Origin of the sequence: Streptomyces solitudinis (genome assembly GCF_036323765.1) — a bacterium.
In the GTDB taxonomy this organism is placed as follows: domain Bacteria; phylum Actinomycetota; class Actinomycetes; order Streptomycetales; family Streptomycetaceae; genus Streptomyces.
Map to the genome: position 1 here is coordinate 189,048 of NZ_JAZDCW010000004.1, position 25,698 is coordinate 214,745.

The following is a 25,698-nucleotide window of genomic DNA, read 5'->3' on the forward strand; positions in this document are numbered from 1 at the left end:
ACGTCCGACGCGGCGCGGCGGGCGGCCGGTGCGTCAGGCCCCGGCGGGGAAGCGGTCCCAGACGCGGTGGCGGGACAGCAGGGCCGTGACGCCGGCGAGTACCGACTCGCCGGTGTCGCCGGTCACCACGCCCGGGGCGTCCGGCGCGACACCGGCCGCGGTCAGGACCCGGTCCGCTCCGGCCCAGCCGCCGATGGCCTTGGCGTGCCGGAACGCCTCACCGACGAGCAGGAGGACCCGCGGGTCCACCGGCTGCGCCGCGGCCGCGCCGACCCCTGCCTTGGCGTCGCGCGCGCCGCGGGCGTCGGGTGCCGGGGCGGGCGCCCCGGCCAGCAGCAGCGCGTCGAACTCCACCGAACGCGCCGCGGCGAACGTGCGCTGGACCGTGACGGGGTCCGGGCCGTCGGCTCCCAGCGCACCGCCTGCGGGCGCGACGACCAGCGGCACCATTCCGCTGGTCAGGACGGCCTGCCGCACCGCCCGTACGCCGTCGAGGTCGCTGCTGTCGTCGGCGACGATGCCCACGAGGCGTCCGGCCGCGGGCCACTCCCGGCCGACCTGCGACAGCGCCGGGCTCGGCTCCGGCTCGGGCAGGGGCCCGGACGCCTCGGGCGCGGGCAGCCCGAGCCCGGTGGCGACCTCCTGGCACAGGAAGGGGTCGATGTTGGCCAGGCTGCGCAGCACCCGCTCCTTGACCGCCTGCTCGTAGCACCGGCTCAGCTCGAAGGTGTAGGCGGCGATGACGTGTTCGCGCTCCACCGGGGACAGGCTGAGCCAGAACAGGCGCGGCTGGCTGAAGTGGTCGGCGAAGGAGGCGGGTGCCTCCCTGACCTTCTGCGCGGCGGGCACCTCGACGGGCGTCTCGACGTACCCCCCGGCGTCGGCCCCGGCGAGGAAGGGGCAGCCCCCGTCCAGTGAGTTGGGCCGGTAGGGCGCCACGCCCCGGTGGACGGCGCTCTGGTGCAGGCCGTCGCGCAGCATGTCGTTGACGGGGGCGTGCGGCCGGTTGATCGGGATCTGGGCGAAGTTGGGGCCGCCCAGGCGGGTGATCTGGGTGTCGATGTAGGAGAAGAGCCGCCCGGCCAGGAGCGGGTCGTCCGTCACGTCGATGCCCGGCACGAGGTGGCCCGGGTGGAAGGCGACCTGCTCGGTCTCGGCGAAGTAGTTGCTGGGGTTGGCGTTGAGCGTCAGCAGGCCGACCGGCTGGACGGGGGCCAGCTCCTCCGGCACGATCTTCGTCGGGTCCAGCAGGTCGATGCCCTGGAAGGTCTGCTCCGGGGTGTCGGGGAAGGTCTGCACGCCCAGTTCCCACTGCGGGTAGGCGCCGGCCTCGATGGCGTCGGCCAGGTCGCGCCGGTGGAAGTCGGGGTCGGCGCCGTTGATGAGCTGGGCCTCCTCCCACACCAGGGAGTGCACGCCGAGCCGGGGCTTCCAGTGGAACTTCACCAGCGTCGTCTCGCCCGCGGCGTTGACCATGCGGAAGGTGTGGACGCCGAACCCCTCCATCATGCGGTAGGAGCGCGGGATGCCGCGGTCCGACATGTTCCACAGCGTGTGGTGCGCGGCCTCGGTGTGGAGGGAGACGAAGTCCCAGAACGTGTCGTGGGCGCTCTGGGCCTGCGGGATCTCCCGGTCGGGGTGGGGTTTGCCCGCGTGGATGATGTCGGGGAACTTGATGGCGTCCTGGATGAAGAACACCGGGATGTTGTTCCCGACGAGGTCGAAGACCCCTTCGGTGGTGTAGAACTTCGTGGCGAAACCGCGCGTGTCGCGCACGGTGTCCGAGGAGCCGCGGGAGCCGAGGACCGTGGAGAAGCGGACGAAGACCGGGGTCTCGGCGTCCTTGCCGAGGAAGGCCGCCCGGGTGATCTCGGACGCGGTGCCGTAGCCCTGGAAGACGCCGTGCGCCGCCGCCCCGCGGGCGTGGACCACCCGCTCGGGGATGCGTTCGTGGTCGAAGTGGGTGATCTTCTCCCGCAGGTGGTGGTCCTGGAGGAGCACCGGGCCGCGGGGCCCGGCCTTGAGCGAGTGGTCGGTCTCCGGCAGCCGCAGGCCCTGCGCGGTCGTCAGACGGTCACCGCCCTGGGCGACGTCCGCCGGGTCGGCTCCCGTGGGCTGTCCCGTCGGGCTGACCGTGGCGGGCCCCCGCTGGTCGGGTTTGGGCGGCAGGGGGCCCCTCGGTTCGGTCGGCTCCTCCAGGGAGGGCGGTTCGCTGGCGGGGCGGCCGGGAATCGGGGCAGACGGGTCCATCGTTCCTCCGTGCGTCGGGACAGCGGCGGTTTCACAGGTGACCGCGTCGCGGCGGTCCCAAACCGCCCCTTCCGCACCGGGGGTGCAAGCAGCGGGGCGGCGCCGCCGGGTCGCCGCGTACCGCCGGGGCGGGAGGGCGTGGCACTGCGCCGAACCGGGGACGTGGGCGGGGATGACGCGCGTGTCCCTTGGGGCGCGGAGCGCGGGCGGGTAGACATGGGCGGCATGATGATCATGCGAAACACCACGCGTTCCGTCGTGACCGCCGCCCTCGCCGGGGCCGTCGTGCTGGGCACCGCCGCCTCGGCCACCGCCCGCCCCACGTTGCACGTCACCAAGAGCGGCTTCGGTGACGTCACCGTCAACTGCCCCTACGGCTTCCACGCCATCGGCGGCGGCGTGGACATCGACCACGACGACGAGGTGACGGTCTTCCGCTCCCGGCCCACCAAGGACGGGTACGGCTGGGAGGGCAGCGCCTGGGGCGAGGTCGACGCGCACGGGGACAGCAACGAGCCGCAGGGTCTGCCCGTCACCGTGTACGCGGTCTGCTTCCTGGACTGACGCCCGCGCGAAACCGGCGAAGCCGGGTTCCGGCCCCCGGGGGCCGGAACCCGGCTTCCGCGTGCGCGGCGTGGAGCCCGGGTGGCCGCGGCGGCGCGTGCCGGGCCCGCCGCGGCGGCCGGCCCGGAAGGGTTCACCCGAGTGCCCGGGGCCGGGCGGTGTCTGCTTGCGCGGGAAGCGGGAAGGGACAGCGGGTGTCGAAAGTCCTCCCCGAACCCGTGGTCAAGCTCGTCGAACGCCGCAACGAGCCGGTCGTCGTCCGGACCGTCCGCTCCGCGACGGCCGCGACGCTGGCCTACGCGGCCGCGCTGTGGCTGCTGGGCACGCCTCCCCCGCCGCTGCTGGCGCCGCTGACCGCCCTGCTCGTCGTACAGGTCACCCTGTACGCGACGCTGACCAGCGGCATGCGCCGGGTCAACGCGGTGGTGGCGGGCGTGGTGATCGCCGTCGGTTTCAGCACGCTGGTGGGGCTGAGCTGGTGGAGCCTCGGACTGCTCATCATCTCGGCGCTGGTGCTGGGGCACGTGGTGCACGCCGGGGAGTTCGTGCCCGAGGTGGCGATCTCGGCGATGCTCGTGCTCGGGGTGTCCCACGCGACGGATCTCGCGCTGAGCCGGGTGCTGGAGACGGTCATCGGCGCCGCGGTGGGGCTGCTGTTCAACTTCGTGTTCCTGCCGCCGGTGTGGGTGGACACCGCCGGGGAGTCGATCGAGGACCTCGCCCGGCGGATGCGCAACCTGCTCCTGGACCTCGGGGAGGAGATGTCCGGGCACACGCCCGTGGAGGAGGCGGTGGCGCGGCTGCACACGGCGCGGCGGCTGGACCACGACATCGTGCAGGTCGACGAGTCGCTGGCGCGCGCGGAGGAGAGCCTGCGGTTCAATCCGCGGGTCAGGGAGGGCCTGCTGTCGCGGATCGTGCTGCGCACGGGGCTCGACACGCTGGAGATCTGCGCCGTGGTGCTGCGGGTGACGGCCAGGACGCTCACCGACCTGGCGAAGTACCGCCGGGAGGAGGCGCTGTTCCCGCCGCAGGTCACCCAGGCGCTCCAGGAGCTGTTCCAGCACATGGCCGGGGCCGTGGAGAGCTTCGCGGTGCTGATCACCACGCAGGTCAGCGCCAACGCAGAGGAGGCGGAGACCTTTCTGCTGGCGGAGCTGTCGGCGAGCCGCGCCAGCCGGGAGCACGTCGCGCACCTGCTCCTGGCGACCGTGCAGGAGCATCCGCGTCAGTGGCAGCTGCACGGCGCGCTGCTGGCCGACGTGGACCGGATGCTGGACGAGCTGGACGTCGAGAAGCGTTCGGTACGGCTGGCCGAGGAGCTGGACCGGTACTCGCGGGAGCGGCGTCAGCGGCCGAAGTGGCTGCTGCGCGTCCAGCGCCTGCTCCGGCGCCGCAGCAGGTCACGTTTCGTATGACTTTTCATTCTCACCTCTTGAACAGGTAGTACCTTTCGCGTAACTTCCGGTTCCGGTCTTCAAGGGAGTGTCCTCATGGAAGCGATAGAGCCGGTCTACGGGACGGCGACGCTGCTGCTCATCGCGGCCGGCGCGGTGGCGCTGCTGCTGTTCTTGATCATGAAGGTGAAGCTGCACGCCTTCGTGTCACTGGTCGGGGTCAGCGTCGTGACCGCCCTGGTGGTGGGTTTCCCGCTCGCCGACGTCCCCGATGTCCTCATGTTCGGCTTCGCGGACACCATCGGCTCGGTGGCGCTGCTGGTGGCGTTCGGCGTGATGCTCGGACGCCTGCTGGAGTTGACCGGCGGCGCGCAGGTGCTGGCGGACACCCTCATCTCGCGCTTCGGGGAGCGGCGGGCGCCGCTGGCGCTGGGCGTGGCCGCGCTGTGCTTCGGCTTCCCGATCTTCTTCGACGCCGGCCTCGTGGTGTTCCTGCCGATCATCCTCACCGTGGCCCGGCGCTTCGGCGGCTCCCTGCTGTTCTACGCCCTGCCCGCGGCGGGCGCGTTCGCCGCGATGCACGCCATCGTGCCGCCGCACCCGGGCCCGGTCGCGGCGACCGAGCAGCTCGGCGGGGACATCGGGGTCACCCTGCTGATGGGGCTGCCCATCGCTGTGGCCGCCTGGTACGTCGGCGTCTACCTCGTCTCGCGGTTCCTGGGCGCGCGGGTGGACGTCCCGGTGGCGAACGTCGTCTTCGGCGAGGCGCGGGACGCGCACGGGCGCACCGGAGCCGAACAGCAGGAGCAGGGCGGGCAGGACGGCAAGCCGCAGCTCGGCCAGGCTCCGCCGGCCTTCGGCACGGTGCTCTCGCTGCTGCTGATCCCCCTGGTGCTCATCTCCTTCAGCACCGTGCTGGACACGCTGGACGCCGCCGGAGTCCTGGACGCCGGCTCGGGTCTGCCCGCGTTCCTGGGACTGCTGGGCAGCACCACCGTGGCGCTGCTGATCACCGTCGTCGTCGCGGTGCTGGTGCTGGGCCGGCCGCGCACGTCGATGGAGCGGGTGCGCCGAATCGTCGACGAGGCCCTCGGGCCGATCTGCTCCATCATCCTGATCACCGCGGCCGGCGGCATGTTCGGCGGCGTGCTGGAGCTGAGCGGCATCGGTGACGCGCTCAGCTCCTCGCTCTCGGACCTCGGCTTCTCCCTGATCCTCCAGGCGTTCATCATCTCGACGCTGCTGCGCGTCGCGCAGGGCTCGGCCACGGTGGCGCTGACCACCAGCGCCGGTCTCCTGGCCGGCGCGGTGGGGCAGGCGGACCTCGGCAGCGCCCAGATCGCCCTGCTGGTCGTGGCGATCGCCGCGGGCGCCACCGTGCTCTCGCACGTCAACGACTCGGGCTTCTGGCTGGTCAGCCGGTTCTTCGGCATGGACGAGAAGACGACGCTGAAAACGTGGACCGTGATGGAGACCACCCTCGGCCTGTCGGCGTTCCTGATCGCCCTGGGCCTGTGGGCGGTCGTCTAGGGGCGGCGGGGGCGGGGCCCGGTGGCGCGCCGGGCCCCGCCCCCGTGGCGGCCGGCGGCAGCGGTCAGGGGGCGAGGACCTCCAGCTCGGCCATCGCGCCGGTGGTGATCCGGCGCGTCAGCTCCTCGGCCCGCCCGGCATCGCCGCTCCGCACGGCCTCGGCGACCCGCACGTGGAGGGTGACCGCGTCGGGGTCGGGATCGGAGAACATCACCTGGTGCTCGGTGCGGCCCGTCAGGACGGCGGCGACGACGTCGCCGAGCCGGGCGAACATCTCGTTGCGCGAGGCGCGCAGCACCACGCGGTGGAAGGCGACGTCGTGGACCAGGTAGCGGTCGAGCTGCTGGCCGCGCGAGGTGGCGACCATGCCGAGCGCGTGCTCGGTGAGTTCGGCGCACTCCTCGGGGGTGGCCAGCTCGGCGGCCAGGCGGGCGGCGACCGGCTCGACGGCCGAGCGCAGCAGCGTCAGGGACCGCAACTGGCGGGGACGGCCGGGACCCTGGAGGCGCCAGGTGATCACCTGCGGGTCGTAGACGTCCCAGGACTCCTCGGGCAGGACCGTGACGCCGACCCGGCGCCTGGAGCGCACCAGGTGCATGGACTCCAGGACGCGGATGGCCTCGCGCACCACCGTCCGGGACACCTGGAAGCGGTCTTCGAGCTCGTCGGTGCGCAGCACGCTGCCCGGCGGGAAGTCACCACCGGTGATGGCGGGCCCGAGGGTGGCCAGCACCCGCGCGTGCAGCCCTTGCCGCTGATTGTCCATGGGCCTCAGCCTACGTTGCCCCCAGCCCCCTTAAGTAATACTTTTATGCCATCTCTTCACCTATACATCGCACCTATCGGCCCCGGCCGGGCCGGGCCGGTAAGCGCACGAACAGTGAGGTTTCGTTGTCCGCACCCACCGTGATCGTCGTCATGGGCGTGTCGGGTACGGGGAAGTCGACCGTCGGTGCCCTCCTGGCCGCCGAGCTGGGCGTGCCCTACGCCGAGGCCGACGCGTTCCACCCGCCGGCCAACATCGCCAAGATGTCCTCCGGCGCGCCGCTCACCGACGCCGACCGCGCGCCGTGGCTGGCGGCCATCGGCGCCTGGGCCCGGGAGCGCGGCCGGGACGCCGCGGGCTGCGCGGGCGTGGTGAGCTGCTCGGCGCTGCGGCGGCGCTACCGCGACCGGCTGCGCGCCGCGGAGCCCGGCCTCTTCTTCCTCCACCTCACCGGCGACCGCGAGCTGATCTCCGCCCGGCTGGGCCGGCGCCGGGGCCACTTCATGCCCGGCACGCTGCTCGACTCGCAGTTCGCCGCGCTGGAACCGCTGGAGGCCGACGAGCGCGGCGCCGCGGTGTCCGTCACCGCGGCGCCGCCCGTGCTCGTCGGCCGGGCGCTCGACGCGCTGCGCCGGGCGGAGGGGCCGGGCGGCCGGCCCAGGGGGCGGGCGGTCAGCCCACGGTGACGGTGAAGCGGCGCGGGTTGTTGTCGTGCGCCGCGCCGGAGACGTCGGGCTGCCCGTCCGGGCGCACGTCGTCGTAGGGGAAGGCGTAGCCGATGGGGGCGTTGGCGTGGACCAGGCGCGACCAGTGGTTGGTCGTGGGGTCGCGGTAGTAGTCGGCCGCCGTGGCGGAGTTCGGCTGGTCGGGGTGGGTGAGCAGCGTGCTGCGGTTGAACCCGGCTGCGAGCCGGGCCAGCAGCCCCTTCCTCACGTCCGGGTCCGCCGGGTTGTTGGTGAACGGGCCGTGGTTGCAGGTGAAGACGTCGCGCGAGGTGGGCCTGCGGAAGGTGTGGCCGCCGGTGAACGTCAGCACGTCCCCCCTGACCCGGCCCGTGTGCACGCCGCGGCCGCCCTGGAGGTCGATGCGCAGGTCGGTGCTGCGGTACTTCTGCCAGACGGCGTCGACGTACGGTTCCCAGTAGCCGCGGAACGGCATGGCGGCCTGGTCGTCGAAGTGCGGCGCCATGATGTTCTGCGGCGAGACGACGCGCAGGACCCGGCCGCCGTCCCGGATGACCAGCCGGTCCCAGGGCTGGCCGTCCCGGGCACGCTGCGCGGCCAGCCCGTCCGCGACGCGCCGCGCGGCGTCCAGGGGCAGCGGCGCGACGGTGTGGGTGGCGTCGCCCTCCAGGGAGAGCCCGATCGGCAGGGCGGTGACCAGGTCGACGTAGGAGATGTTGGCGAACAGCTGCACCTCGTTGAAGGTGAACTCGCAGAACGCCCACGTCTTCGCGTAGTTCGGGTCCGCCTGGTTGACGAAGGAGGGCTCGACCAGCGCCGGTCCCGGGTCGAGGTAGAAGTCGAGCGTGGCGTCGCGGACGAAGTAGACGCGGGCGCCGAACATCCTCGGCAGCGTCAGCCGCCGGGCCGATCCGGCGCCGCCCACGGGGATCGCGCAGTCGGCGGGCAGGGGCACCCGCGCGGCGGGTGAGGCGGGCAGGTAGCGGCTGCCGTCCGCGCGCAGCACGCTCCAGCGGCCGGTGTGCGGCTCGCGTCCGGTCACGTAGGCGTACACGGTGCCGGGCAGGCCGCGGTTGGCCAGCACCAGTTCACAGGTGGCCGGGGCGGCCGCGGCGGGTGGCGTCAGGCTCCGGTTCCACAGCGGCGCGGCCGCGGCCGCGGCGCCGGCTGACGCGAGGAACGAACGACGGGAAACCATGGGGCCTCCAGGGTGGGGGGAAGGCGCACAGGTGGCGGACGTCACTGTGGTGCGGTCCGGTGCCGCCGTCAAGACACCGCGTCACCTCTTCCTGAGAGCGTTCTCATCCTTCAGTTCCCGAAGCCATGGCCCGGACTCGGGCAGGACGCTGGCCAGGTGTCCGGGCCGGGCCGACGGGGTACCCGGCGTGCTCCCGCCCGCCGGGCGGCCACGGGAAGGACGGTGCCGCGCCATGCCCGCACCCGACACGCCGGTACCACCGGGACGCGTCCGCATCCTCTTCGCCGGCAACGCGACCCTGCTCCTGCGCTACGGCCCGCTGACGCTGCTGACCGATCCGAACTTCCTGCACCGCGGGGAGTTCGCCTACCTGGGCAAGGGACTGGTGAGCCGCCGGCTGACCGAGCCGGCGCTCGGGGCCGGCGACCTGCCCGGGGATCTGGACGCGGTCGTCCTCTCCCACCTGCACGGTGACCACTTCGACCGGCGGGCGCGGCGGGCACTGCCGCGCGGCACGCCCGTCGTGACCACGCCGCACGCCGCACGGCGGCTTCAGGGCCTGCACGGATTCTCCCGGGCCGTGGGGCTGCGCACGTGGCAGGAGCAGACCCTGGTCAAGGGCACCGCGATGGTGCGGGTGACGGCCGTCCCCGGGCGCCACGCGGGCAGCCGGCTGCTGCGGGCGGCCCTGCCGCCGGTCATGGGCAGCGTGCTGGAGTTCGGGCCCGCCGGGAAGCCGCCCGACGTGCGGCTGTACCTGTCGGGCGACACCCTGGTCTTCGACGGCCTGCGGGAGGTCGCGCACAGGTTCCGTCCCCTGGACGTGGCCGCCGTCCACCTCGGCGGCACGCTGCTGGCGGGCCGCTGGCTGCTGACGATGGACGCCGGGCAGGGCGCCCGGTTCGTCCGGCTGCTCCAGCCCCGGCGGGTGCTGCCGGTGCACTACGAGGAGTACGGCGTGATGCGGTCCCCGCTCGCGGACTTCCTCGCCGCCGCGGAGCGGGACGGGTTCGCCGGCCGGCTGCTGCACTGCCGCCGGGGCGAGGCGGTCGAGGTGGGCGGCCAGCCGGGCGGCGCACCGCCCGGTGAGCGGTGAGGCGCCCGCCCCGGGCGGACCTGCGCCGGGGACCCGCGGCGGGTGTCAGCGCCGGGGCGGGAGACGGTGCAGGGTGACGCCGGAGAGCCGGCCCGCCGCGGCCTCGGCGGTCATGTAGGTGCAGAAGGGCTGGCGGCGCCGGTCGGTCGGCGAGCCGGGGTTGAGCAGCCGCAGACCGCCCCGCGCCTCGGTGTCCCAGGGGATGTGGCTGTGCCCGAAGACGAGGACGTCGGCTTCGGGGAAGCGGGCGGCGCAGCGCTGCTCCCGGCCGCGGGCGGGGCCGGTCTCGTGGACGACGGCGAAGCGCACGCCGGACAGCTCTGCGTGGGCGACCTCGGGCAGCCGGGCGCGCAGGGCGGGTCCGTCGTTGTTGCCGTACACCCCGATGAGCCGCCGGGAACGCGCCTCCAGCAGGTCCAGCGTCGCGGTGTCCACCCAGTCGCCCGCGTGGAGGACGGCGTCCGCCTCCTCGATCCGCTCCAGCAGTTCGGCGGGCATCTGCTTCGCCCGGCGGGGCAGGTGGGTGTCCGATGTCAGCAGCAGGCGCACCCTCCCAGCGTAGGGGCGGCCTCCGCACACCGGTACGCGTGGTTCCGTTTCCGTCGCGTCGCGCCGGTTACCCGGCCGCCTGGACCCCTGCTGCCGTACCGCGACCCGAAGAGGTGATGTCCATGGCGCGACACCGCGACGACGAGGCGCGCGGCTCCGCCTCCCCGGACGAGGCGCCAGGCGGCGCGGCGCCCGGACAGGCGCCGCCGCGTGAACCCGCGAAGAAGCCGTCCGGCCTGTCCAAGCGCACCTGGAAGGGTGTGCTGAAGCAGACGGGCAAGGAGTTCAAGGAGGACAACCTCACCGACTGGGCCGCGGCGCTGACCTACTACGGCGTGCTGTCGATCTTCCCGGCGCTGCTGGCCCTGGTCTCGGTCCTGGGCCTGATCGGCAGCTCGGCGATCCAGCCGATGATCGACAACGTGAGCAGCCTGGCCCCGGGGGCCGTCCGCGACATCCTGACCTCGATGCTGGAGCAGTTGCAGAACGGCCAGGGCAAGGCGGGCCTGGCGTTCGTCCTCGGCCTGGCGGTCGCCCTGTGGTCCGCGTCCGGCTACGTCGCCGCGTTCATGCGGGCGGGCAACGCCGTCTACGACATCGGCGAGGGACGCCCCGTCTGGAAGACGGTCCCGACGCGGGTGGGCATCACCCTGGTCACCGTGGTGCTGCTGGCCGTCTCGGCCGTCGGCGTCGTCTTCACCGGCGGGCTGGCCCGCCGGGCCGGGAACGTCCTCGGCCTCGGCGACACGGCCATCACGGTGTGGAACATCGCCAAGTGGCCGGTGCTCCTGCTGCTGGTGAGCGTGGTCTTCTCGGTGCTGTACTGGGCCGCCCCGAACGTGAAGCGGAAGTTCCGCTGGGTGACGCCGGGCGGTCTGCTCGCCGTGCTCATCTGGCTGATCGCCTCGGCCGCCTTCGGCCTGTACGTGGCCAACTTCAGCAGCTACGACAAGACCTACGGCAGCCTCGCCGCGGTGATCATCTTCCTGGTGTGGCTGTGGGTCTCCAACATCGCCATCCTGCTGGGACTGGAGTTCAACGCGGAGCTGGAGCGGGGCCGGGCCGTCGAGAGCGGCCACCCGCCGGGCGAGGAGCCGTACGTCGAGCCGCGCGACACCCGCAAGCTCTGACGCGGCACCCCAGACAGCGGGCCGCAGCCGGGCGCCGCCGCACCCGTCGGGGGTGCGGCGGCGCCCGGCTGCGGGAGGGGCGGTCAGTGCTTCAGGAGGCCGCCGTCGCGCTTCTCATACTGGGCGAGCGCGAGGCCCAGCCCGAAGAACGTCGGGGCCCACTCCCCCACGAAGATGCCCCAGCGGTCGGCGCGGTCCAGCCCCGCCTCCTCCTTCTTCAGCGACGCCGTCCAGGACAGGAAGCTCAAGCCGATGGAGGCGAGGGCTGCGGTGTAGGCGTGCTCGCTGCGGATGCCGGACTCGTGCAGCTTCTTGATGATCATGCTGTCTCCCTAACCATGCGTTCGCTCGTGTGCGCCGCCGGGTCCCGGCGCGGCCGGCCCCGGCGGAGGCGGTGCGGCCGACGGCGCGGCCCGGACGTGCGCCGGTCCGGCCGTCGACGGGCCCGGGCCCGGCACACGGCCCCTGGGTGCCCCGGCAGCGCCCAAGAACACAACGAATCACTCGTATCGCCGGATAAGCGAAAAAACGCCTGGATCGCCATGCACCGGCGCACATCGCCGTCCCGCCATTGACAGCATTCGGGCGGACCGCGAACCTGTGGCCTCGGAGAGCGCTCTCCAACACTCGGAGCTGCTTCGGTACCCGCCTGGAGGTTCGATGACCGACGCCCGCGCCGCCGCCGAGGACGGGATCGACGTGCTGCTCGGCAAGCTCACACCGGAGCAGAAGGTGCGGCTGCTGACCGGTGCCAGCCTGTGGCGGACCCACGGGGAACCCGCCGTCGGTCTGCGGCCGCTGGTCGCCTCCGACGGGCCGGTCGGGGTGCGCCGGGACGCGCGGCGGCAGCCGCCTCCCTGCGTCCTGCCCTCGCCCACCGCCCAGGCGGCGGCCTGGGACGACGGACTGGCGCAGGAGCTGGGCGCGCTGCTGGGGGCCGAGGCCAGGCACCGGGGCGTGGACCTCCTGCTGGCGCCCAACCTCAACCTGCACCGGACGCCGCTGGGCGGACGCCATTTCGAGTGCTTCTCCGAGGACCCGGTGCTCGCCGCGCGCACCGGCGCGGCCCTCGTGCGCGGGGTGCAGCGGTACGGCGTCGCGGCCACGCCCAAGCACCTCGTCGGGAACGAGAGCGAGGACGGGCGGCTGGCCGCCGACTCCCGGATCGGGCCCCGGGCGCTGCACGAGGTGTACCTCGCGCCCTTCGAGGCGGCGGTCTCGGCGGGGTGCTGGGCGGTGATGAGCGCCTACAACGCCACCAACGGGACGACCATGACGGAGAGCCCCCTGCTGGCCGATCCGCTCAAGGACGCCTGGGGCTTCGACGGGCCCGTCGTCTCCGACTGGGGCGCCGTCCGCTCGGTCGGGGCTTCCGCCCGGTCCGCGCAGGACCTGGCCATGCCCGGCCCGGACGGGCCCCTGGGCGCGCGGCTTCCTGGCCGAGCTGCGCTCGGGCGCCGTCAGCCAGGAGGCGGTCGACGACAAGGTGCGGCGGCTGCTGCGCCTGGCCGCACGGGTGGGAGCCTGCCCCGCGGTCACCGCACCCCCGGCGCCGGGGGCCGGCCGCCCCCGGCCCCCGGCGTGCCAGGGCACTGCTGCGCCGGGCCGCCTCGGCGGGTGCGGTGCTGCTGCGCAACGAGGGCGGGCTGCTGCCGCTGGACGGGCCCGGCCTGGGCACGCTCGCCGTGCTCGGGCCGAACGCGGCGGCCCCGCGGTACCAGGGCGGCGGCAGCGGCCGGGTGGACGCCGCGGCCGGGGCCGTCTCCCCGCTGGCCGGGCTCACGGCGGCGCTCGGCCGCACCCGGGTGCGGCACTGCCCCGGGGCGCTTCCGGAGGGGCCGCCCACGCCGCTGGACGGCTCACGGGCGCACAACCCCCTGACGGACGAACCGGGGGTGCTGGTGCGCTTCCTGGACGGCGACGGGCGGGAACTGCACGCCGAGCACCGGCCTGACGCGCGGGTGGTGGAGCCGTAGATCACGGGTTCTCCTCGTCACGGGTGCGGGGGCATGCGCCTGGCGAAGAGCCGGGAGAGCGCTCTCCAGGGAGGATGTCCCCGGCCGCGTGGACTGTCAACGGCCCCCGCCAGGACCGGCTCCTGACCTGGCGTCAGAACCGGTGTCCTGCCTGCCTCCGTGCCTGGACGCAGGCGGACGCGTGCGGGCACCACCGGCACGCGGCCCCGCACGCGCACGCACGGCAGGCCGCGCCGGACGCGGCCTGCCGTGCGTGCCGGGCACAGGCGTGCCCGGCGGTCAGAGCCAGAGGTCAGAGCCGGGGGTCAGGGACCCCCTTCCTCCTTCTGCCGTTTGACGGCATCCGGCTCCCCCGCCGCGTCGCGGGGCAGGTCCGGGCCGGTGGGCGGATCGACCTCCAGCGGCGGCGTCCACGGACCGCGTTCGACGCTCTCGCCCGGCTGGAGTCCTTCCACGGGCCCCTCGGCGATCTCGGGCTGCTGGATGTCGCTGCCCGCGACGGCGGGGCTGTCCGCCTTGCCCATCCGGGACGGCTCGTCCCCGGCCCTCTCGCGCTCGTCCCGCTCCGCGTCGTCTTCCCTGCCTGCCATGGCGGCACCTCCTGCCCTCAGTGGTTCCTCACCTGACCAGCGGTACCCGCCCCGGCTGCCCGCACACTCCGGTGCCCGCCCGCACCGTCAGGGGCAGCGGATCCTCCGCTGCCCCGGGGGGGCCGGATCAGGCGGCCGGCGCCACGGCCGCGCGGACCTCCACGTCCAGGTCGTTGTCCGCCGTGTAGACGAAGGCGGCTTCCCGGCCGTCGCCCAGGGCGACGGCCGGGTAGCGGAAGACGGCGCGTTTGTCGGGCACGTCGTCCAGGAGCCGGGCGACCCGCACGGGCGGCGCCGCGTCGTCCGGCCGCAGCCACAGCTCGAACCGGGCCGGGCCGTCCGCCGGTGCGGGCAGCGCACCGAGGGCGAGGGCCGCGGTGAAGTCCTGCCCGTCGCGGGTGACGGGCAGGGCGTGGGCGGGGCCGGACGCGCCACGGGCCCGGACCTCCAGGCGGGCGCCGCCGGCCAGCTCCGCACCGTGGAGCCGGCCCTCGACGGTGCCGGTCCGCCCGGCCAGGTGGATGGCGCCCGCCTCGGCGTGCGGCTCGCGCAGCCAGGTGCGCAGCGAGAGGTTGCCGTACTTGGTGGTGTAGGGGACGCACACGGCCGCCCCGGCAAAGTGGCCGGCTGCGGCCGCGCCGCCGGCGAGGGTGCGCAGGTCGTAGACGCCCGGACGCAGCCGGGTGCGCCCGGTCCCGGCCGGCGCGGCGTACACGTCCCAGCGGCCCTCGGCCAGGTGCAGCGCGAGGGGCAGCTGGGCGCTGAGGACGCCCGGGACCTCCTCGGTCAGCGGCAGGTGCACGGTGTCCACCGGACTCTCGCCGCCGCGCCGTTGCAGCAGCACCGTCCGCCAGGGGGAGCCCCCGGTGCGCAGGGCGAGGGTGAACGTGAGGGTGCCGGCGGCGTCGGCCGCGCAGTCGGCGCGGGGCGCCGGGGGCAAGGTCCGCTCACCGGAACCGGCCGCGCCGCGCGCACCGGCCCGGGGCCCGCTGGCCGGGCGGCTCTCGCGGGAGCCGTCTCCGGTGCCGTCCGCGGGGGCGGGCAGCCTCATGCGGCGGGTCCTTCCGTGCTCCGCGCGGTGGCGCCGCGCACGGCCGCCCGGGCGTGCCGCAGCCCGTCACGGGCGGCGAACGCGGTACCGAGCGCCGCGCCCCGGGTGCGGTGCAGCCCGGCGCGCAGGCGGCCCAGGCGGCTGTGGCGGCCGCGGCGGGCGAGGAGCGCGGTGAACAGGTCCGTGTAGCGCTCGGCGACGCGGGCGGGATCGTAGCGCCGCGCGTTCTCGATCGCGGCCCGTCCCATGCGGCGGCGCAGGTCCTCGTCGCTGATGAGCCCGAGCAGCCCGGCCGCGAGGGCGTCGGGGTCGTTCACCGCCACCAGCCGGCCGTCCTCGCCGTCACGGATGATCTCGGCCGGTCCGTGCGGGCAGCGGGTGGCCACCACCGGCAGTCCGCAGCGCATCGCCTCGACGATCGTCATGCCGAAGGACTCCAGACTGGAGCTGGACGCGGCGAGGGACCCCTTGAGCCACTCCGACTCGATCGGGTGCGCCGGCCCCATCAGGAACGCGTGGTTGTACAGCTCCAGGTGGTCGATGCAGGCGCGCAGCCGCTCCCGTTGCGGCCCCGCTCCGTAGATGCGCAGCCGCCAGTCGGGCCGCTCTGCGACGACCTGCGCGAAGGCGCGCAGCAGCAGGTCGAAGCGCTTGGCGGGGGCGAGCCGGCCCGCGGCGATCACCCACTTGGCGGCCGGGTCCGCCGGTGCGGTGCGCGGGGCCGGGACGCCGTTGGGAACCGCCTCGACGCGGACGCCCGGCAGCCGCATGCGGCTGCGGTAGTCGCGGGCGTCGGTCTCGGTCACCGTCGTCAGGGCGTCCAGCCGGGGGTAGGCGTCGCGCAGGGTCAGCCGCAGGCGGCGCGAGTGGCAGGCGAGGGTGAGGTGCTCCTGGCCGACGAGCACGGGCCCGGGGGGCGCGTACCGGGCGATCTGGGTGTTGATCCCGGGCCGGGTGCCGACGACGACGTCGGCGTCGGTGCTCCGCAGGTACTCGGTGACGCGGCGGTCGGTGAGGCCGCTGTATCGGCCGTAGTGCCCGTCGGCGCGCGGGTAGCGGCGGGCGGGGCGGGCGTGCTCGGGGTCCTCGCCGTCGAAGCCGGGGCTGCCGGGCCGCAGATCGACCAGGTGCCGCAGCCGGACCTCCGGGCCGGGCTCCAGGGCGGGCCGGTCCCGGTGGCGGAAGACGGAGACGACCTCGACGTCGTGCTGCTCGGCGAGGGCGCTGGCCGAGTTGAACGTCGTGCGGATCGTGCCCCCGATGCCGTAGGCGTGGTGGATGAGAAAAGCGATGCGCATGTGTCCTCGTGCTGCTGAGGGGACACGGGGCGCCCGGCCACGTCACCGCGGGTCCGGGCCCCCGCTCGGCTGGGAGGCCGGTACCAGGACGCCCTGGTCTCGTCGCTGGTCACCATAGTCGGCGGCGGGGCGTTCCGGGTGGGGCGCCAGGGCGTGTCCGGCACGGACTTGGCAGGTCCGACGTTCGGCCGCGGCGTCGACGGGCACCCGGCTGCGGCAGGAAAGTTCACTCGAAAGGGGATATCCGTGCCGAAGCACAAGAGCAAGGGCAAGGACGGGGACGACCGCTTCCGCAAGGGCGACCGCGTGTCGTGGAAGAGCCACGGCAGCGAGGCGGTCGGCAGGGTGAAGCGCAGGATCACCGGACGGACCCGGGCGGCCGGGCGGACCGTGGACGCGTCGAAGGAGGAACCGCAGTACGAGGTGGAGAGCGAGACGTCCGGCGGCCACGCGGTGCACAAGCCCGGCGCGCTGCGCAGGAAGGACGGTGGCGGATGAGCGCGGCGCGCGGGGGCGGTCAAGGCCGTGAGCAGGTGATCGACGAGTTCCACGCGTGCGTCAACCTGACACCGTCCCAGCTGGAGGAGTGGCTGCGCACCGACGCGGCGCGTGAGGCGGGGCAGCACGGCGACGGCGGTGAGAGTGTGGGCCACGCCTCGGGCCGGCGCATCGTGGACCTGCTGCGGACGAAGGAGAAGGACCTCAGCGACGACGACGTGGCCCACATGCGCAAGGTCGTCGGCTACGTGCACCGCCACCTCGCCCAGCGGCCCCGGGGGGACGTGACGGACACGCCGTGGCGCCACTCGCTCATGAACTGGGGCCACGACCCGCAGCGCTGACGCCGAGACGGGCCCCGGGCCGGTGACGCGGGAGTTCGGCGGCCGGTCGGCCGGTCAGCCGCCGTGCGGGCGGTCGGCCGCCGCGCGGACCGCCTTGGCGGCCTTGCGGGCCGCCGTCAGCACCGGGTCCCACACCGGGGAGAACGGGGGCGCGTAGCCCAGGTCGAGCGAGGTCATCTGCTCCACGGTCAGCCCCGCCGTCAGGGCGACGGCGGCGACGTCCACCCGCTTGCCCGCACCCTCCCGTCCAACGATCTGCACGCCCAGCAGCCGCCCGGTGCGGCGCTCGGCCGTCATCTTCACGTGCATCGGTTCGGCGCCGGGGTAGTACCCGGCGCGGCTGGTCGCCTCCACGGTGACGGTGACGAACCGGAGGCCCAGCCCGGCGGCCTGCTCCTCCAGCAGCCCGGTGCGGGCGATCTCCAGGTCGCACACCTTGCTGACGGCGGTTCCCACGACGCCGGGGAACGTGGCGTAGTCGCCGCCGATGTTGGCCCCGATGATCTGGCCGTGCTTGTTGGCGTGGGTGCCGAGCGCGACCGGGCGGGTGCGGCCCGCGACGGTGTCCAGGACCTCCACGCAGTCACCGCCGGCCCACACGTCGCTGTGGCCGCGCACCCGCATCGACAGGTCGGTCAGCAGACCGCCGGACTCCCCCAGCGGCAGCCCCGCCTCCCGGGCGAGCGTGGTCTCGGGCCGGACGCCGAGGCCGAGGACGACGATGTCGGCCGGGTATTCGGCGTCCTCGGTGACGACGGCCTCCGCACGCCCGTCGGCGCCGGTGCGGACGGCGGTGGCCGTCACACCGGTGACGGTCTCGATGCCGAGGCCGTCCATGGCCGTGTGCACGAGGCGGCCCATGTCGGGGTCGAGCGTGGTCATGGGCTGCGGCGAGCGGTCGAGCACGGTGACCTCGTAGCCCCGGCGGACCAGCGCCTCGGACATCTCGACACCGATGTAGCCGGCGCCGACGACGACGGCGCGGCGCCGCCCGTCCCGGCCCGCCGCGTCCGCCTCGGCCCGCTCCAGCGCCTGGAGCAGCGCGCGGCCGTCGTCGAGCGACTGGACTCCGTGCACGCCCTCGGCGTCGATGCCCGGCAGTGGCGGACGCACGGGACGGGCGCCGGTGGCGAGGACGAGTTCGTCGTAGCCGAGCCACTCCTCCCCCGCCCCGGGGCCGCGCAGCCGCACCCGGCGGCCTCCGGTGTCGAGCGCGGTGGCCTCGGTGCGCATGCGGACGTCGATGCCGCGGCTGCGGTGCTCGTCGGGGCCCCGCACGACGAGGGTGTCGAGGTCGGGCACGTCCCCGGCGATCCAGTAGGGGATGCCGCAGGAGGAGTAGGAGGTGAAGTCGCCGCGCTCCAGGACGACGATCTCCAGTTCGTCCTCGCCGACGAGCCTGCGGGCTGCGGAGGCCGCCGCCATGCCCGTGGCGTTCCCGCCGATGACCACCATGCGCCGGACGCTCGCCATGCCGGACCGCTCCTCTCCTGCCGCCGGTCCGCGCGCGGGACGCGGACCGGTCCGTGCCCGGACACGGCCGGGACCTCCACCACGGCTGCCCGCGCCCGGGACGCCTCACACCCGGCCGGTGGCGAACGGACGCGGCCCGGCCGCCACCGGCCGGGGCTAGAGTCGGGGCATGGCGGGAGACGAGGGCACGGCGCGGGTGGACACCTGGATCTGGTCCGTCCGGCTGGTGAAGACGCGTTCGGTCGCCGCGGACGCCTGCCGCGCCGGGCACGTCCGGGTCAACGGTGAGCGCGCCAAACCGGCGCAGGCCGTGCGGCCGGGCGACGAGGTGCGGCTGCGGTTCGCCGGGCGCGAACGGATCGTCGTGGTGTCGCGGGTGGTCCGCAAGCGGGTGGGCGCGCCCGTCGCGGTGGAGTGCTACGTGGACAACACCCCGGCGCCGCCGCCCGACGAGCCGGTGGTGGCCGTGGCACGGCGCGACCGCGGGGCGGGCCGGCCGACGAAGCGGGAGCGGCGCGATCTGAACCGGCTGCGCGGGCGGTGACGGCCCGGGGCCCGGCCGGGTGCCGGGTCAGGGCAGCCGGTCCGCGGGGCGTTCGGGCGGCCGGGCCCGTTCGGGCTGCGGGGTGGTCATCTCCGCCTCCACCTCCCGGCGGATGCGCTGGCAGGTGGAGCTGATGAGGCGGGAGACGTGCATCTGCGAGATGCCGACCTCGGCGGCGATGCGGCTCTGCGACATGTCGCAGAAGAACCGCAAATACAGGATGCGCCGCTCGCGCTCCGGCAGCCTGCGCAGCCGGGGCTTGACGGACTCGCGGTAGATGACGCGGTCGTAGCCCGGCTCGAAGTCGCCGAGCGTGTCCGCCCGGGTGAAGGCGTCCTCGGCGTGCGGGTAGGGCGAGTCCAGGGAGAGGGTGCGGTAGCTCTCCAGGGCCTCCATGCCCAGCTGCACGTCCTCCTCGGAGAGCCCGGTGTGCTCGGCGATCTGGGCGACGGTGGGGCTGCGCCGGTCCAGGGTCAGGCTCAGCTCCCGGCGGCTGGCGCGCACCTTGTTGCGCAGTTCCTGGACCCGGCGGGGTACGTGGAGGTCCCACAGGTTGTCCCGGAAGTGGCGCCGCAGCTCGCCGACGATGGTCGGCACCGCGTAGCTCTCGAAGGCGCAGCCGCGCTCCGGGTCGTACCGGTCGACCGCCTTCACCAGTCCGAGAGCGGCGACCTGCTGGAGGTCCTCCAGGCTTTCACTGCGATTGCGATAGCGATGGGCCAGCCGGTGGGCCATGGGCATCCAGGCGCGCACGATGTCCTGGTGCAGCCGTTCCCGCTCCGGCCCCGCCGGAAGGGACGCCAGCCGCACCATGTCGGCGGCCGTGTCGGGGGCGTCGTCATGCGGATGACGGGCGCGCTTGGCCCGGGGAACTACGGTGCTCATCTGCTTCGCTCTCCCAGAAACACGCTTGTCGGCGGGTGGAAGCGGTGTCCGCGGGAGCAGGCACGCGCGGGGTCGTTCCGGTGCGGAGGGCCGGCGGTCTGCGGCGGCCGATGGCGGCGGCGGCGCGGGCCCCGGCGACCGCGCCTTCCGGCCGGAGCACCCGCGGTTCGCCTTCTCACAGCCGGGGCCGGGCGGTGACGCGATCCGTCTCCCTCACAACTCTGCGGCCGGGCGCTCCCGACCGCAAACGCAGGCAGCGCGTCGTCCTGCGCGGCGGCGCGCCACCACCCGGTCGGCGCACAGCGGGCGCGCGGACGGCGGTGCCGGTGTGCGGGGCGCCCGCGTACGGGGTGGACGCGCGTACCCCCGCCGGGCCCGGTCACGCCCGCCGCCGCGGCACCGGGCGGAGCGGCGGCGGGCGGGTTAGGCCCGGCCGGGCCAGGGCACCCGTGTCTGGCGCCGGCCGCCAGGCGGCCGGCAGGTACGTACGCACCCGACGGGACAGGAGCGACGATGACCACCGCACGCGAGATCATGACTCCGGGCGCCGAGTGCATCGGGGAGCAGGACAGCACGCTGGAGGCGGCGCGGAAGATGACCGAGCTGGGCGTCGGCGCCCTGCCGGTCTGCGGCACCGACAACAAGCTCAAGGGTGTCCTCACCGACCGCGACCTCGTGGTAAAGGTCCTCGGGGTGGGCAAGGACCCCGGGCAGACGAAGGCCGGGGAGCTGGCCCAGGGCGAGGCCGTCACCATCGGCGCGGACGACGACGCCGAGGAGGTCATGGTGACCATGACCGAGCACAAGGTCCGCAGGCTCCCGGTGATCGACGGGCAGGAGCTGGTCGGGATGGTCGCGCAGGCCGACGTCGCCCGCGCGCTGCCGCAGCCGAAGGTCGGCGACCTGCTGGAGGCGCTGTCCGCCGGCTGACGGCCCCCGGCCCGTCCCGCGCGGCCCTCGCGACGCCGGGCCGGACGGCCCGGAATCCGCACGGTCCGGCCGTGCATGGAAGGTGCCGTTCGCGGTAAGAAGAACGACAAGCCCGCCCGGTGTGCATCCCCCGTCGCACCGGGCGGGCCCTTGCATGGGCCCCCGGCCCCCCGGCCAACGCGGGAGGACCGGCCGCAGGGAGGGCCCCTCCGCGGTCGCGCGCCCGGGTTCGCGGAGGGAGCCTGGAGGCAACTCACACGATTTTCACCATCACCGTGCGTCACGCCGCGCGGAGTGCCCCGCGTGGCGCGCGGCGGTGCCGGGGCACTCCGGCACGCGGCTCCCACCGTGCCCCCGCCCGGCACTCGCGGGGATGGCCCCCGGTTCCCGGCGCCGCCCGGAGTCCCCCGCTCCGCGGTACGGCTCCTACCACGGACGGCGAACGCGGACGGCGAATATGACGCTCCGTCACCCTCGCGGCTGCCCGCATCGCGGTTTGGACTCAACTGCGCCTGTACGTGGCTAACATGAGGCCGAGGTGGTGCGGAAGATCGCTGTCAACATGGTGCCCGCGACCACTTGTCCGGCCTGCCAGCGCTGGGCACAGCTCCGCCCTCCTCCAGCACCTTCTGCCCATGAGGACCGATTGATGTCAGTGCCTGTGACACCCCGTCAGCCGGCGACGCTGCCACCCCGCGCCCCAGGACCGCTCGCGCTGACGGGTACCGTCCTGGCCACCGCCGCGGCCTGCGCCGCGGTGACGTTCGCCGCGCCGCAGGCGGGACGCGTGTGGGTGACCGCGACCGCCGTGGCGGCGGGCGTGGTGGTGGTCGTGGCCACCACCGTGGCGATGGTCGCGCTGCGCCGCGCCGCCCTGCGGGCCGCCGCCGCCCAGGAGGAAGCCGCCCGGCTGCGGACGGCCCACGACCGGGCGAGCGAGGAACTGGCCCGCACCGGCGGGGAGATCGCCCAGCTGGCCGAGATCACGCTGCCCGCCCTCGTCAAGCAGCTCCGCGACGGAGCCTCGGCGGCCACGGCACTGGACCGCGTGCAGCGGCCCGGCGGCGCCGCCGCCCAGCGGCTGCTGGACCTGTGCGCCCGCGAGATCGCCCTCGGCGAACGGCGCAGCGTGGCGGCGATGGCGGCCAGTGTGAAGGCCGTGGACCGGGTGCAGGCGCAGGCCAACACGATCCTCGCCCACCTGCGCGACATGCAGGATCGTTACGACGAGGACGTGCTCGGGGACCTGTTGCAGCTGGACCACAACACCTCGCAGCTGAGTCTGCTGGCCGACCGGCTCGCGGTGCTGATGGGCGGCCGGTCCAGCCGCCAGTGGAACAAGCCCATCGTGATGGAGTCCATCCTGCGCGGCGCGGTCGGGCGGATCGCGGCGTACCAGCGGGTGCGGCTGCACTGCACCAGCACGGTGGCCATCTCCGGGCACGCGGCGGAGGGCATCATGCACGCGCTGGCCGAGCTGATGGACAACGCCACGAACTTCTCGCCGCCCATCGACGAGGTCCACGTGTACGTCGAGGAGCGCACGGCGGGCATCGTCGTGACGATCGAGGACAGCGGACTGAAGATGGCGGACGCGGCCCTGCGCCGCGCCGAGGAGTGCGTCTCCGGCACGCAGACCGACCTCGCGCTGCTCCAGGGCACGCGGCTGGGCCTGCCCGTCGTCGGACGGCTGGTGGCCAAGCACCAGCTGACCGTCAGCTACCGGCCGTCCTCGCGCGGCGGTACCGGCGTCGTCGTGCTGATCCCGCAGCAGCTCCTCGCCCAGCCGCGTTCGCCGGAAGCGGAGGAGACGCCGCGCAGCGCCCCCGTGCCCGCGCGGGCGGTGTCCGCTCCCCCGCCCCCCGTGGAGCGGGAGCGTCCGGCCCGGCACGCTGCCGCGCCGGACGCCGTGCCCGGCGCCGTGCCCGGCGCCGAGGAGGTCCCGCCCGGGTCGCTGCCCAAGCGCCCGCGCGGCCGCACGCTGGCCGCGGCCGAGGGCTCCGCGCCGTCGCCCTCGGTGCCGCCCTCCCGGGCCCCGCGCGGTGACGCGGGCAGCCGGTTCAGCGCGTTCCGGCGGGCCAGCCGCGGCCGGCCGGCCGGGGACGGCGAGACGCCGCACGGCCCGCAGGAGCCGGAGCCGCCCGCCGCCGGGTGAGCCCGGCCGGAACCGACGCCCGCCGGCGTGACGGCCCCGCCGTCCCGGCGCCCAAGTCCCCCCGCACCAGATTGGAGGCACGGGCCGATGCCCCCGGCGATGCCGGTCGGCCCCAGGACCACGATGCAGACGACAGACCGCAGCCTGGACTGGCTGCTGGAGAACCTCCTGTCCAGGACCCCCGGCACCCGGCACGCGCTGGTGCTGTCCAGGGACGGGCTGAAGCTGTGCTGGAGCGAGCGGCTCACGGTCGACCGGGCCGACCAGCTCGCCGCGATCGCCTCGGGCATCCAGAGCCTGTCCCACGGGGCGTCGGTGGAGTTCGGCGACGGGACCGGCGGGGTGCGCCAGTCGATGACGGAGTTCCACGGCGGACTGCTGTTCATCGTGGAGGCCGGTGAGGGCGCGCACCTGGCGGTCGTGGCCTCCGACGACGCCGATCCCGGCATCATCGGGCACCACATGAGCGAACTGGTGGAGCAGTTGAGCGATCACTTGCGCGCGGCACCGCGCGTACGGCACGAGGAGACACGGCCGGCATGATCAGGCGGCCCGTCGATCTGGGAGACCCCGACCGGCTCTACACGGTGACCGGCGGACGGCACCGCGCGGACGACACGTCGTTCGACCTGGTGACCCTCATCGTCAGCGAGTGCGAGCCGGCGCCGGGGATGCAGTCCGAGCACGTCCGCATCCTGGAGCTGTGCCGCAGGCCCACGGCGCTGGTGGAGGTCTCCGCCGTGCTGGCGCTGCCGGTGACGGTGGTGCGCATCCTCCTCGGCGACCTGCTCGCCACGGGACGGATCACGGCCCGCCACCCGCAGGTTCCCGCGGCCCACTCCGCGCTGCCCGACTCCGTACTTCTGAAGCAGGTACTCGATGGACTCCACAAAATCTGAGGCGGACACCAGAACCCCGCTGGGCGCGGCCGCCGACACCGGCCTGAAGATAGTCGTCGTCGGCGGCTTCGGCGTGGGCAAGACGACCCTGGTCCGCTCCGTCAGCGAGATCCGGCCGCTGAACACCGAAGAGGTGATGACCCAGGCCGGCGTCGGCATCGACGACACGGACCAGGTCGGCAGCAAGAACACCACGACGGTGGCGTTCGACTTCGGACGCATCAGCCTCAACGACCGGATGGTGCTGTACCTGTTCGGCGCCCCCGGCCAGGAGCGGTTCTGGTTCCTGTGGGACCGGCTGTTCAGCGGCACGCTCGGCGCCGTGGTGCTGGTGGACACCCGGCGGGTCGCGGACTCGTGGTACGCCATCGACCGTCTGGAGCACCACGGCACGCCGTTCGTGGTGGCCGTCAACCGTTTCGACGACGACCCCGCGCACTCGCTGGAGGAGATCCGCGAGGCGCTGTCGGTCTCCGCCGACGTGCCGATGCTCGACTGCGACGCCCGGCGGCGCGACTCCAGCAAGTCGGTGCTCATCGGGCTCGTCAACCACCTGTACGACATGTCCAAGGCCCGGGAGATGACGCCGTGACCGACCACCCCCTGACCGTCGACCCGGGCGTGCCCGGCGGGCCGGCCGACGCCGAGGCGGCCGGCTGCCCGGCGCACGCCCAGGCGACCGCGCTGAGTGGTCTGGAGTACCAGCAGACGCCCTCCGACCTGTACCGGGGGCTGCGGCAGAAGCACGGGCCCGTGGCGCCGATCCTGCTGGACGGCGGGGTGCCGGCGTGGCTGGTGCTCGGCTACCGCGAGGTGCGCTACGTCACCAGCCACGACGAGCTGTTCGCGCGGGACTCGCGGCGCTGGCACGCGTGGGACACCATCCCGCCGGACTGGCCGCTGATGCCCTTCGTCGGATACCAGCCGTCGGTCCTGTTCACCGAGGGCGCCGAGCACCAGCGCCGGGCGGGCGTGATCAGCGAGGCGCTGGGCCAGGTGGACCAGTTCGAGTTGCAGACGCACTGCCGGCGCATCGCGAACACCCTCGTGGACGCCGTCGCCGGGCGGGGCGAGGCCGACCTGAACACCGCCTTCGCCCAGCCGCTGCCGATGCTGGCCGCCCTGGAGATGTGCGGCATGCCGTCGGAGAGCGCGGACACCGACCGGCTGGTGCGGGACCTGGCCGTCACACTGGACGCGGCCGAGGGCGACGACCCGGTGGCCGCCTACATGCGGGTGCAGGAGCGCATCCAGGCGCTGGTGCGGGAGAAGCGGGCGGAGCCGGGCTCGGACGTCACCTCCCGGATGCTCTCGCACCCGGCGGGGCTGACCGACGCGGAGGTCGTGCAGGACCTGATCTCGGTAATCGCCGCCGCCCAGCAGCCCACGGCGAACTGGATCGGCAACACGCTGCGGCTGATGCTGACCGACGACCGGTTCGCGCTGAACGTCTCGGGCGGGCGGCTGAGCGTGACGCAGGCGCTGACGGAGGTGCTGTGGCTGGACACCCCGACGCAGAACTTCATCGGCCGCTGGGCGGTGCGTGACACGCAGCTGGGCGGGCGGCTCATCCGGGAGGGGGACTGCCTCGTCCTGGGCTTCGCCGCCGCCAACACCGACCCGCAGATCTGGCCGCAGGGACACGTGGGCGCCGCGGGCAGCTCGGCGCACCTGTCCTTCAGCCACGGCGAGCACCGCTGCCCCTACCCGGCGCCGCTGCTGGCCGAGGTGATCGCCCGCAGCGCGATCGAGGCGCTGCTGGAGCGGCTGCCCGACGTGGTGCTGTCGGTGGAGCCCGAGGAGCTGCGCTGGCGGCCCTCGGTGTGGATGCGGGGGCTCACCGCGCTGCCCGTGCGGTTCACCCCCGCTCCCGTCAACCGGTGACCTGAGCG

General features: G+C 74.4%; 26 protein-coding genes and 1 pseudogene. 17 read left to right on the top strand and 10 right to left on the bottom strand.

All coding sequences use genetic code 11. The features are described from left to right. Nucleotides 1-33: 33 nt before the first annotated feature. A complete protein-coding gene (locus V1J52_RS12170; protein ID WP_330139734.1) occupies nucleotides 34-2,250 on the bottom strand; it encodes a catalase in 2,217 nt (738 codons plus the stop codon). A gap of 234 nt (nucleotides 2,251-2,484) precedes the next feature. Between V1J52_RS12170 and V1J52_RS12175 the strand changes: the two genes are divergently transcribed. The 3 genes from V1J52_RS12175 (at nucleotide 2,485) to V1J52_RS12185 (ending at nucleotide 5,741) form a co-directional block, all read left to right on the top strand. Next, nucleotides 2,485-2,814: a hypothetical protein gene (locus V1J52_RS12175; protein WP_330139735.1), complete on the top strand. Its 330-nt coding sequence runs from the start codon at nucleotides 2,485-2,487 to the stop codon at nucleotides 2,812-2,814. Nucleotides 2,815-3,008: 194 nt separating this feature from the next. Continuing rightward, nucleotides 3,009-4,232: an FUSC family protein gene (locus V1J52_RS12180; protein ID WP_330139736.1), complete on the top strand. Its 1,224-nt coding sequence runs from the start codon at nucleotides 3,009-3,011 to the stop codon at nucleotides 4,230-4,232. Between the two features lie 75 nt (nucleotides 4,233-4,307). Continuing rightward, nucleotides 4,308-5,741 (top strand): GntP family permease, encoded by a 1,434-nt coding sequence (locus V1J52_RS12185; RefSeq protein ID WP_330139737.1) that lies wholly within the window; start codon nucleotides 4,308-4,310, stop codon nucleotides 5,739-5,741. Between the two features lie 64 nt (nucleotides 5,742-5,805). On the opposite strand, the gene V1J52_RS12190 is transcribed toward V1J52_RS12185, so the two are convergent. Next, on the bottom strand, nucleotides 5,806-6,507 hold the full coding sequence (locus V1J52_RS12190) for a FadR/GntR family transcriptional regulator (protein ID WP_330139738.1): 702 nt from the start codon (nucleotides 6,505-6,507) through the stop codon (nucleotides 5,806-5,808). A 125-nt stretch (nucleotides 6,508-6,632) separates the two neighbouring features. Here V1J52_RS12190 and V1J52_RS12195 point away from each other — a divergent pair, with 125 nt between their 5' ends. Continuing rightward, on the top strand, nucleotides 6,633-7,193 hold the full coding sequence (locus V1J52_RS12195; RefSeq protein ID WP_330139739.1) for a gluconokinase: 561 nt from the start codon (nucleotides 6,633-6,635) through the stop codon (nucleotides 7,191-7,193). On the opposite strand, the gene V1J52_RS12200 is transcribed toward V1J52_RS12195, so the two are convergent. After that, on the bottom strand, nucleotides 7,180-8,388 hold the full coding sequence (locus V1J52_RS12200) for a glycoside hydrolase family 64 protein (protein WP_330139740.1): 1,209 nt from the start codon (nucleotides 8,386-8,388) through the stop codon (nucleotides 7,180-7,182). The genes V1J52_RS12195 and V1J52_RS12200 overlap by 14 nt on opposite strands. Nucleotides 8,389-8,620: 232 nt before the next feature. Between V1J52_RS12200 and V1J52_RS12205 the strand changes: the two genes are divergently transcribed. Further along, the gene (locus tag V1J52_RS12205; protein WP_330139741.1) at nucleotides 8,621-9,484 is read left to right on the top strand and encodes an MBL fold metallo-hydrolase; all 864 of its coding nucleotides are present in this window, start codon (nucleotides 8,621-8,623) and stop codon (nucleotides 9,482-9,484) included. Between the two features lie 45 nt (nucleotides 9,485-9,529). Here the strand turns inward: V1J52_RS12205 and V1J52_RS12210 are convergent, their stop codons facing one another. After that, entirely contained in the window at nucleotides 9,530-10,033 is a 504-nt protein-coding gene (locus V1J52_RS12210) for a metallophosphoesterase family protein (protein WP_330139742.1), read from the bottom strand. A gap of 122 nt (nucleotides 10,034-10,155) precedes the next feature. On the opposite strand from V1J52_RS12210, the gene V1J52_RS12215 reads away from it, so the two are divergent. Further along, complete coding sequence (locus V1J52_RS12215; RefSeq protein WP_330139743.1) at nucleotides 10,156-11,163, top strand: YihY/virulence factor BrkB family protein; 1,008 nt, start codon at nucleotides 10,156-10,158, stop codon at nucleotides 11,161-11,163. Between the two features lie 83 nt (nucleotides 11,164-11,246). On the opposite strand, the gene V1J52_RS12220 is transcribed toward V1J52_RS12215, so the two are convergent. After that, entirely contained in the window at nucleotides 11,247-11,486 is a 240-nt protein-coding gene (locus V1J52_RS12220; protein WP_330139744.1) for a hypothetical protein, read from the bottom strand. 337 nt (nucleotides 11,487-11,823) lie between these two features. Between V1J52_RS12220 and V1J52_RS12225 the strand changes: the two are divergent. Continuing rightward, nucleotides 11,824-12,483, top strand: a pseudogene (locus tag V1J52_RS12225) (glycoside hydrolase family 3 protein); the annotation flags it as partial. A gap of 302 nt (nucleotides 12,484-12,785) precedes the next feature. Beyond that, nucleotides 12,786-13,139 (top strand): glycoside hydrolase family 3 C-terminal domain-containing protein, encoded by a 354-nt coding sequence (locus V1J52_RS12230; RefSeq protein WP_330139745.1) that lies wholly within the window; start codon nucleotides 12,786-12,788, stop codon nucleotides 13,137-13,139. 305 nt (nucleotides 13,140-13,444) lie between these two features. On the opposite strand, the gene V1J52_RS12235 is transcribed toward V1J52_RS12230, so the two are convergent. From V1J52_RS12235 to V1J52_RS12245, 3 genes are all read right to left on the bottom strand, one after another. Beyond that, nucleotides 13,445-13,729, bottom strand: coding sequence for a hypothetical protein (locus V1J52_RS12235; RefSeq protein WP_330139746.1), 285 nt, complete (start codon nucleotides 13,727-13,729; stop codon nucleotides 13,445-13,447). Between the two features lie 127 nt (nucleotides 13,730-13,856). Continuing rightward, complete coding sequence (locus V1J52_RS12240) at nucleotides 13,857-14,780, bottom strand: hypothetical protein (RefSeq protein WP_330139747.1); 924 nt, start codon at nucleotides 14,778-14,780, stop codon at nucleotides 13,857-13,859. After that, nucleotides 14,777-16,078 carry a glycosyltransferase family 4 protein gene (locus tag V1J52_RS12245; RefSeq protein WP_330139748.1) on the bottom strand — a complete coding sequence of 434 codons (1,302 nt, stop codon included), beginning with the start codon at nucleotides 16,076-16,078 and terminating at the stop codon, nucleotides 14,777-14,779. The genes V1J52_RS12240 and V1J52_RS12245 overlap by 4 nt, the downstream gene beginning before the upstream one ends. Nucleotides 16,079-16,324: 246 nt before the next feature. Between V1J52_RS12245 and V1J52_RS12250 the strand changes: the two genes are divergently transcribed. Continuing rightward, nucleotides 16,325-16,576 carry a hypervirulence associated TUDOR domain-containing protein gene (locus V1J52_RS12250; protein ID WP_330139749.1) on the top strand — a complete coding sequence of 84 codons (252 nt, stop codon included), beginning with the start codon at nucleotides 16,325-16,327 and terminating at the stop codon, nucleotides 16,574-16,576. Then, complete coding sequence (locus V1J52_RS12255; protein ID WP_330139750.1) at nucleotides 16,573-16,920, top strand: DUF3140 domain-containing protein; 348 nt, start codon at nucleotides 16,573-16,575, stop codon at nucleotides 16,918-16,920. The genes V1J52_RS12250 and V1J52_RS12255 overlap by 4 nt, the downstream gene beginning before the upstream one ends. A 54-nt stretch (nucleotides 16,921-16,974) precedes the next feature. Here V1J52_RS12255 and V1J52_RS12260 read toward each other — a convergent pair whose 3' ends face one another. After that, entirely contained in the window at nucleotides 16,975-18,393 is a 1,419-nt protein-coding gene (locus tag V1J52_RS12260; protein WP_330139751.1) for an FAD-dependent oxidoreductase, read from the bottom strand. A 169-nt stretch (nucleotides 18,394-18,562) separates the two neighbouring features. Here V1J52_RS12260 and V1J52_RS12265 point away from each other — a divergent pair, with 169 nt between their 5' ends. Then, the gene (locus V1J52_RS12265; protein WP_330139752.1) at nucleotides 18,563-18,937 is read left to right on the top strand and encodes an RNA-binding S4 domain-containing protein; all 375 of its coding nucleotides are present in this window, start codon (nucleotides 18,563-18,565) and stop codon (nucleotides 18,935-18,937) included. Between the two features lie 27 nt (nucleotides 18,938-18,964). Here the strand turns inward: V1J52_RS12265 and V1J52_RS12270 are convergent, their stop codons facing one another. After that, a complete protein-coding gene (locus tag V1J52_RS12270) occupies nucleotides 18,965-19,822 on the bottom strand; it encodes a SigB/SigF/SigG family RNA polymerase sigma factor (protein ID WP_330139753.1) in 858 nt (285 codons plus the stop codon). Between the two features lie 513 nt (nucleotides 19,823-20,335). Here V1J52_RS12270 and V1J52_RS12275 point away from each other — a divergent pair. From V1J52_RS12275 to V1J52_RS12300, 6 genes are all read left to right on the top strand, one after another. Then, nucleotides 20,336-20,752, top strand: coding sequence for a CBS domain-containing protein (locus V1J52_RS12275; RefSeq protein WP_330139754.1), 417 nt, complete (start codon nucleotides 20,336-20,338; stop codon nucleotides 20,750-20,752). Nucleotides 20,753-21,401: 649 nt separating this feature from the next. After that, complete coding sequence (locus V1J52_RS12280; protein ID WP_330139755.1) at nucleotides 21,402-22,907, top strand: sensor histidine kinase; 1,506 nt, start codon at nucleotides 21,402-21,404, stop codon at nucleotides 22,905-22,907. A 123-nt stretch (nucleotides 22,908-23,030) separates the two neighbouring features. After that, a complete protein-coding gene (locus V1J52_RS12285; protein ID WP_330139756.1) occupies nucleotides 23,031-23,450 on the top strand; it encodes a roadblock/LC7 domain-containing protein in 420 nt (139 codons plus the stop codon). Beyond that, nucleotides 23,447-23,806 (top strand): DUF742 domain-containing protein, encoded by a 360-nt coding sequence (locus V1J52_RS12290; RefSeq protein ID WP_330139757.1) that lies wholly within the window; start codon nucleotides 23,447-23,449, stop codon nucleotides 23,804-23,806. Before V1J52_RS12285 ends, V1J52_RS12290 begins: the two co-directional genes overlap by 4 nt. Further along, nucleotides 23,787-24,398, top strand: coding sequence for a GTP-binding protein (locus tag V1J52_RS12295; RefSeq protein ID WP_330139758.1), 612 nt, complete (start codon nucleotides 23,787-23,789; stop codon nucleotides 24,396-24,398). Before V1J52_RS12290 ends, V1J52_RS12295 begins: the two co-directional genes overlap by 20 nt. 29 nt (nucleotides 24,399-24,427) lie before the next feature. Next, complete coding sequence (locus V1J52_RS12300) at nucleotides 24,428-25,690, top strand: cytochrome P450 (protein ID WP_443075821.1); 1,263 nt, start codon at nucleotides 24,428-24,430, stop codon at nucleotides 25,688-25,690. Nucleotides 25,691-25,698 lie beyond the last annotated feature (8 nt).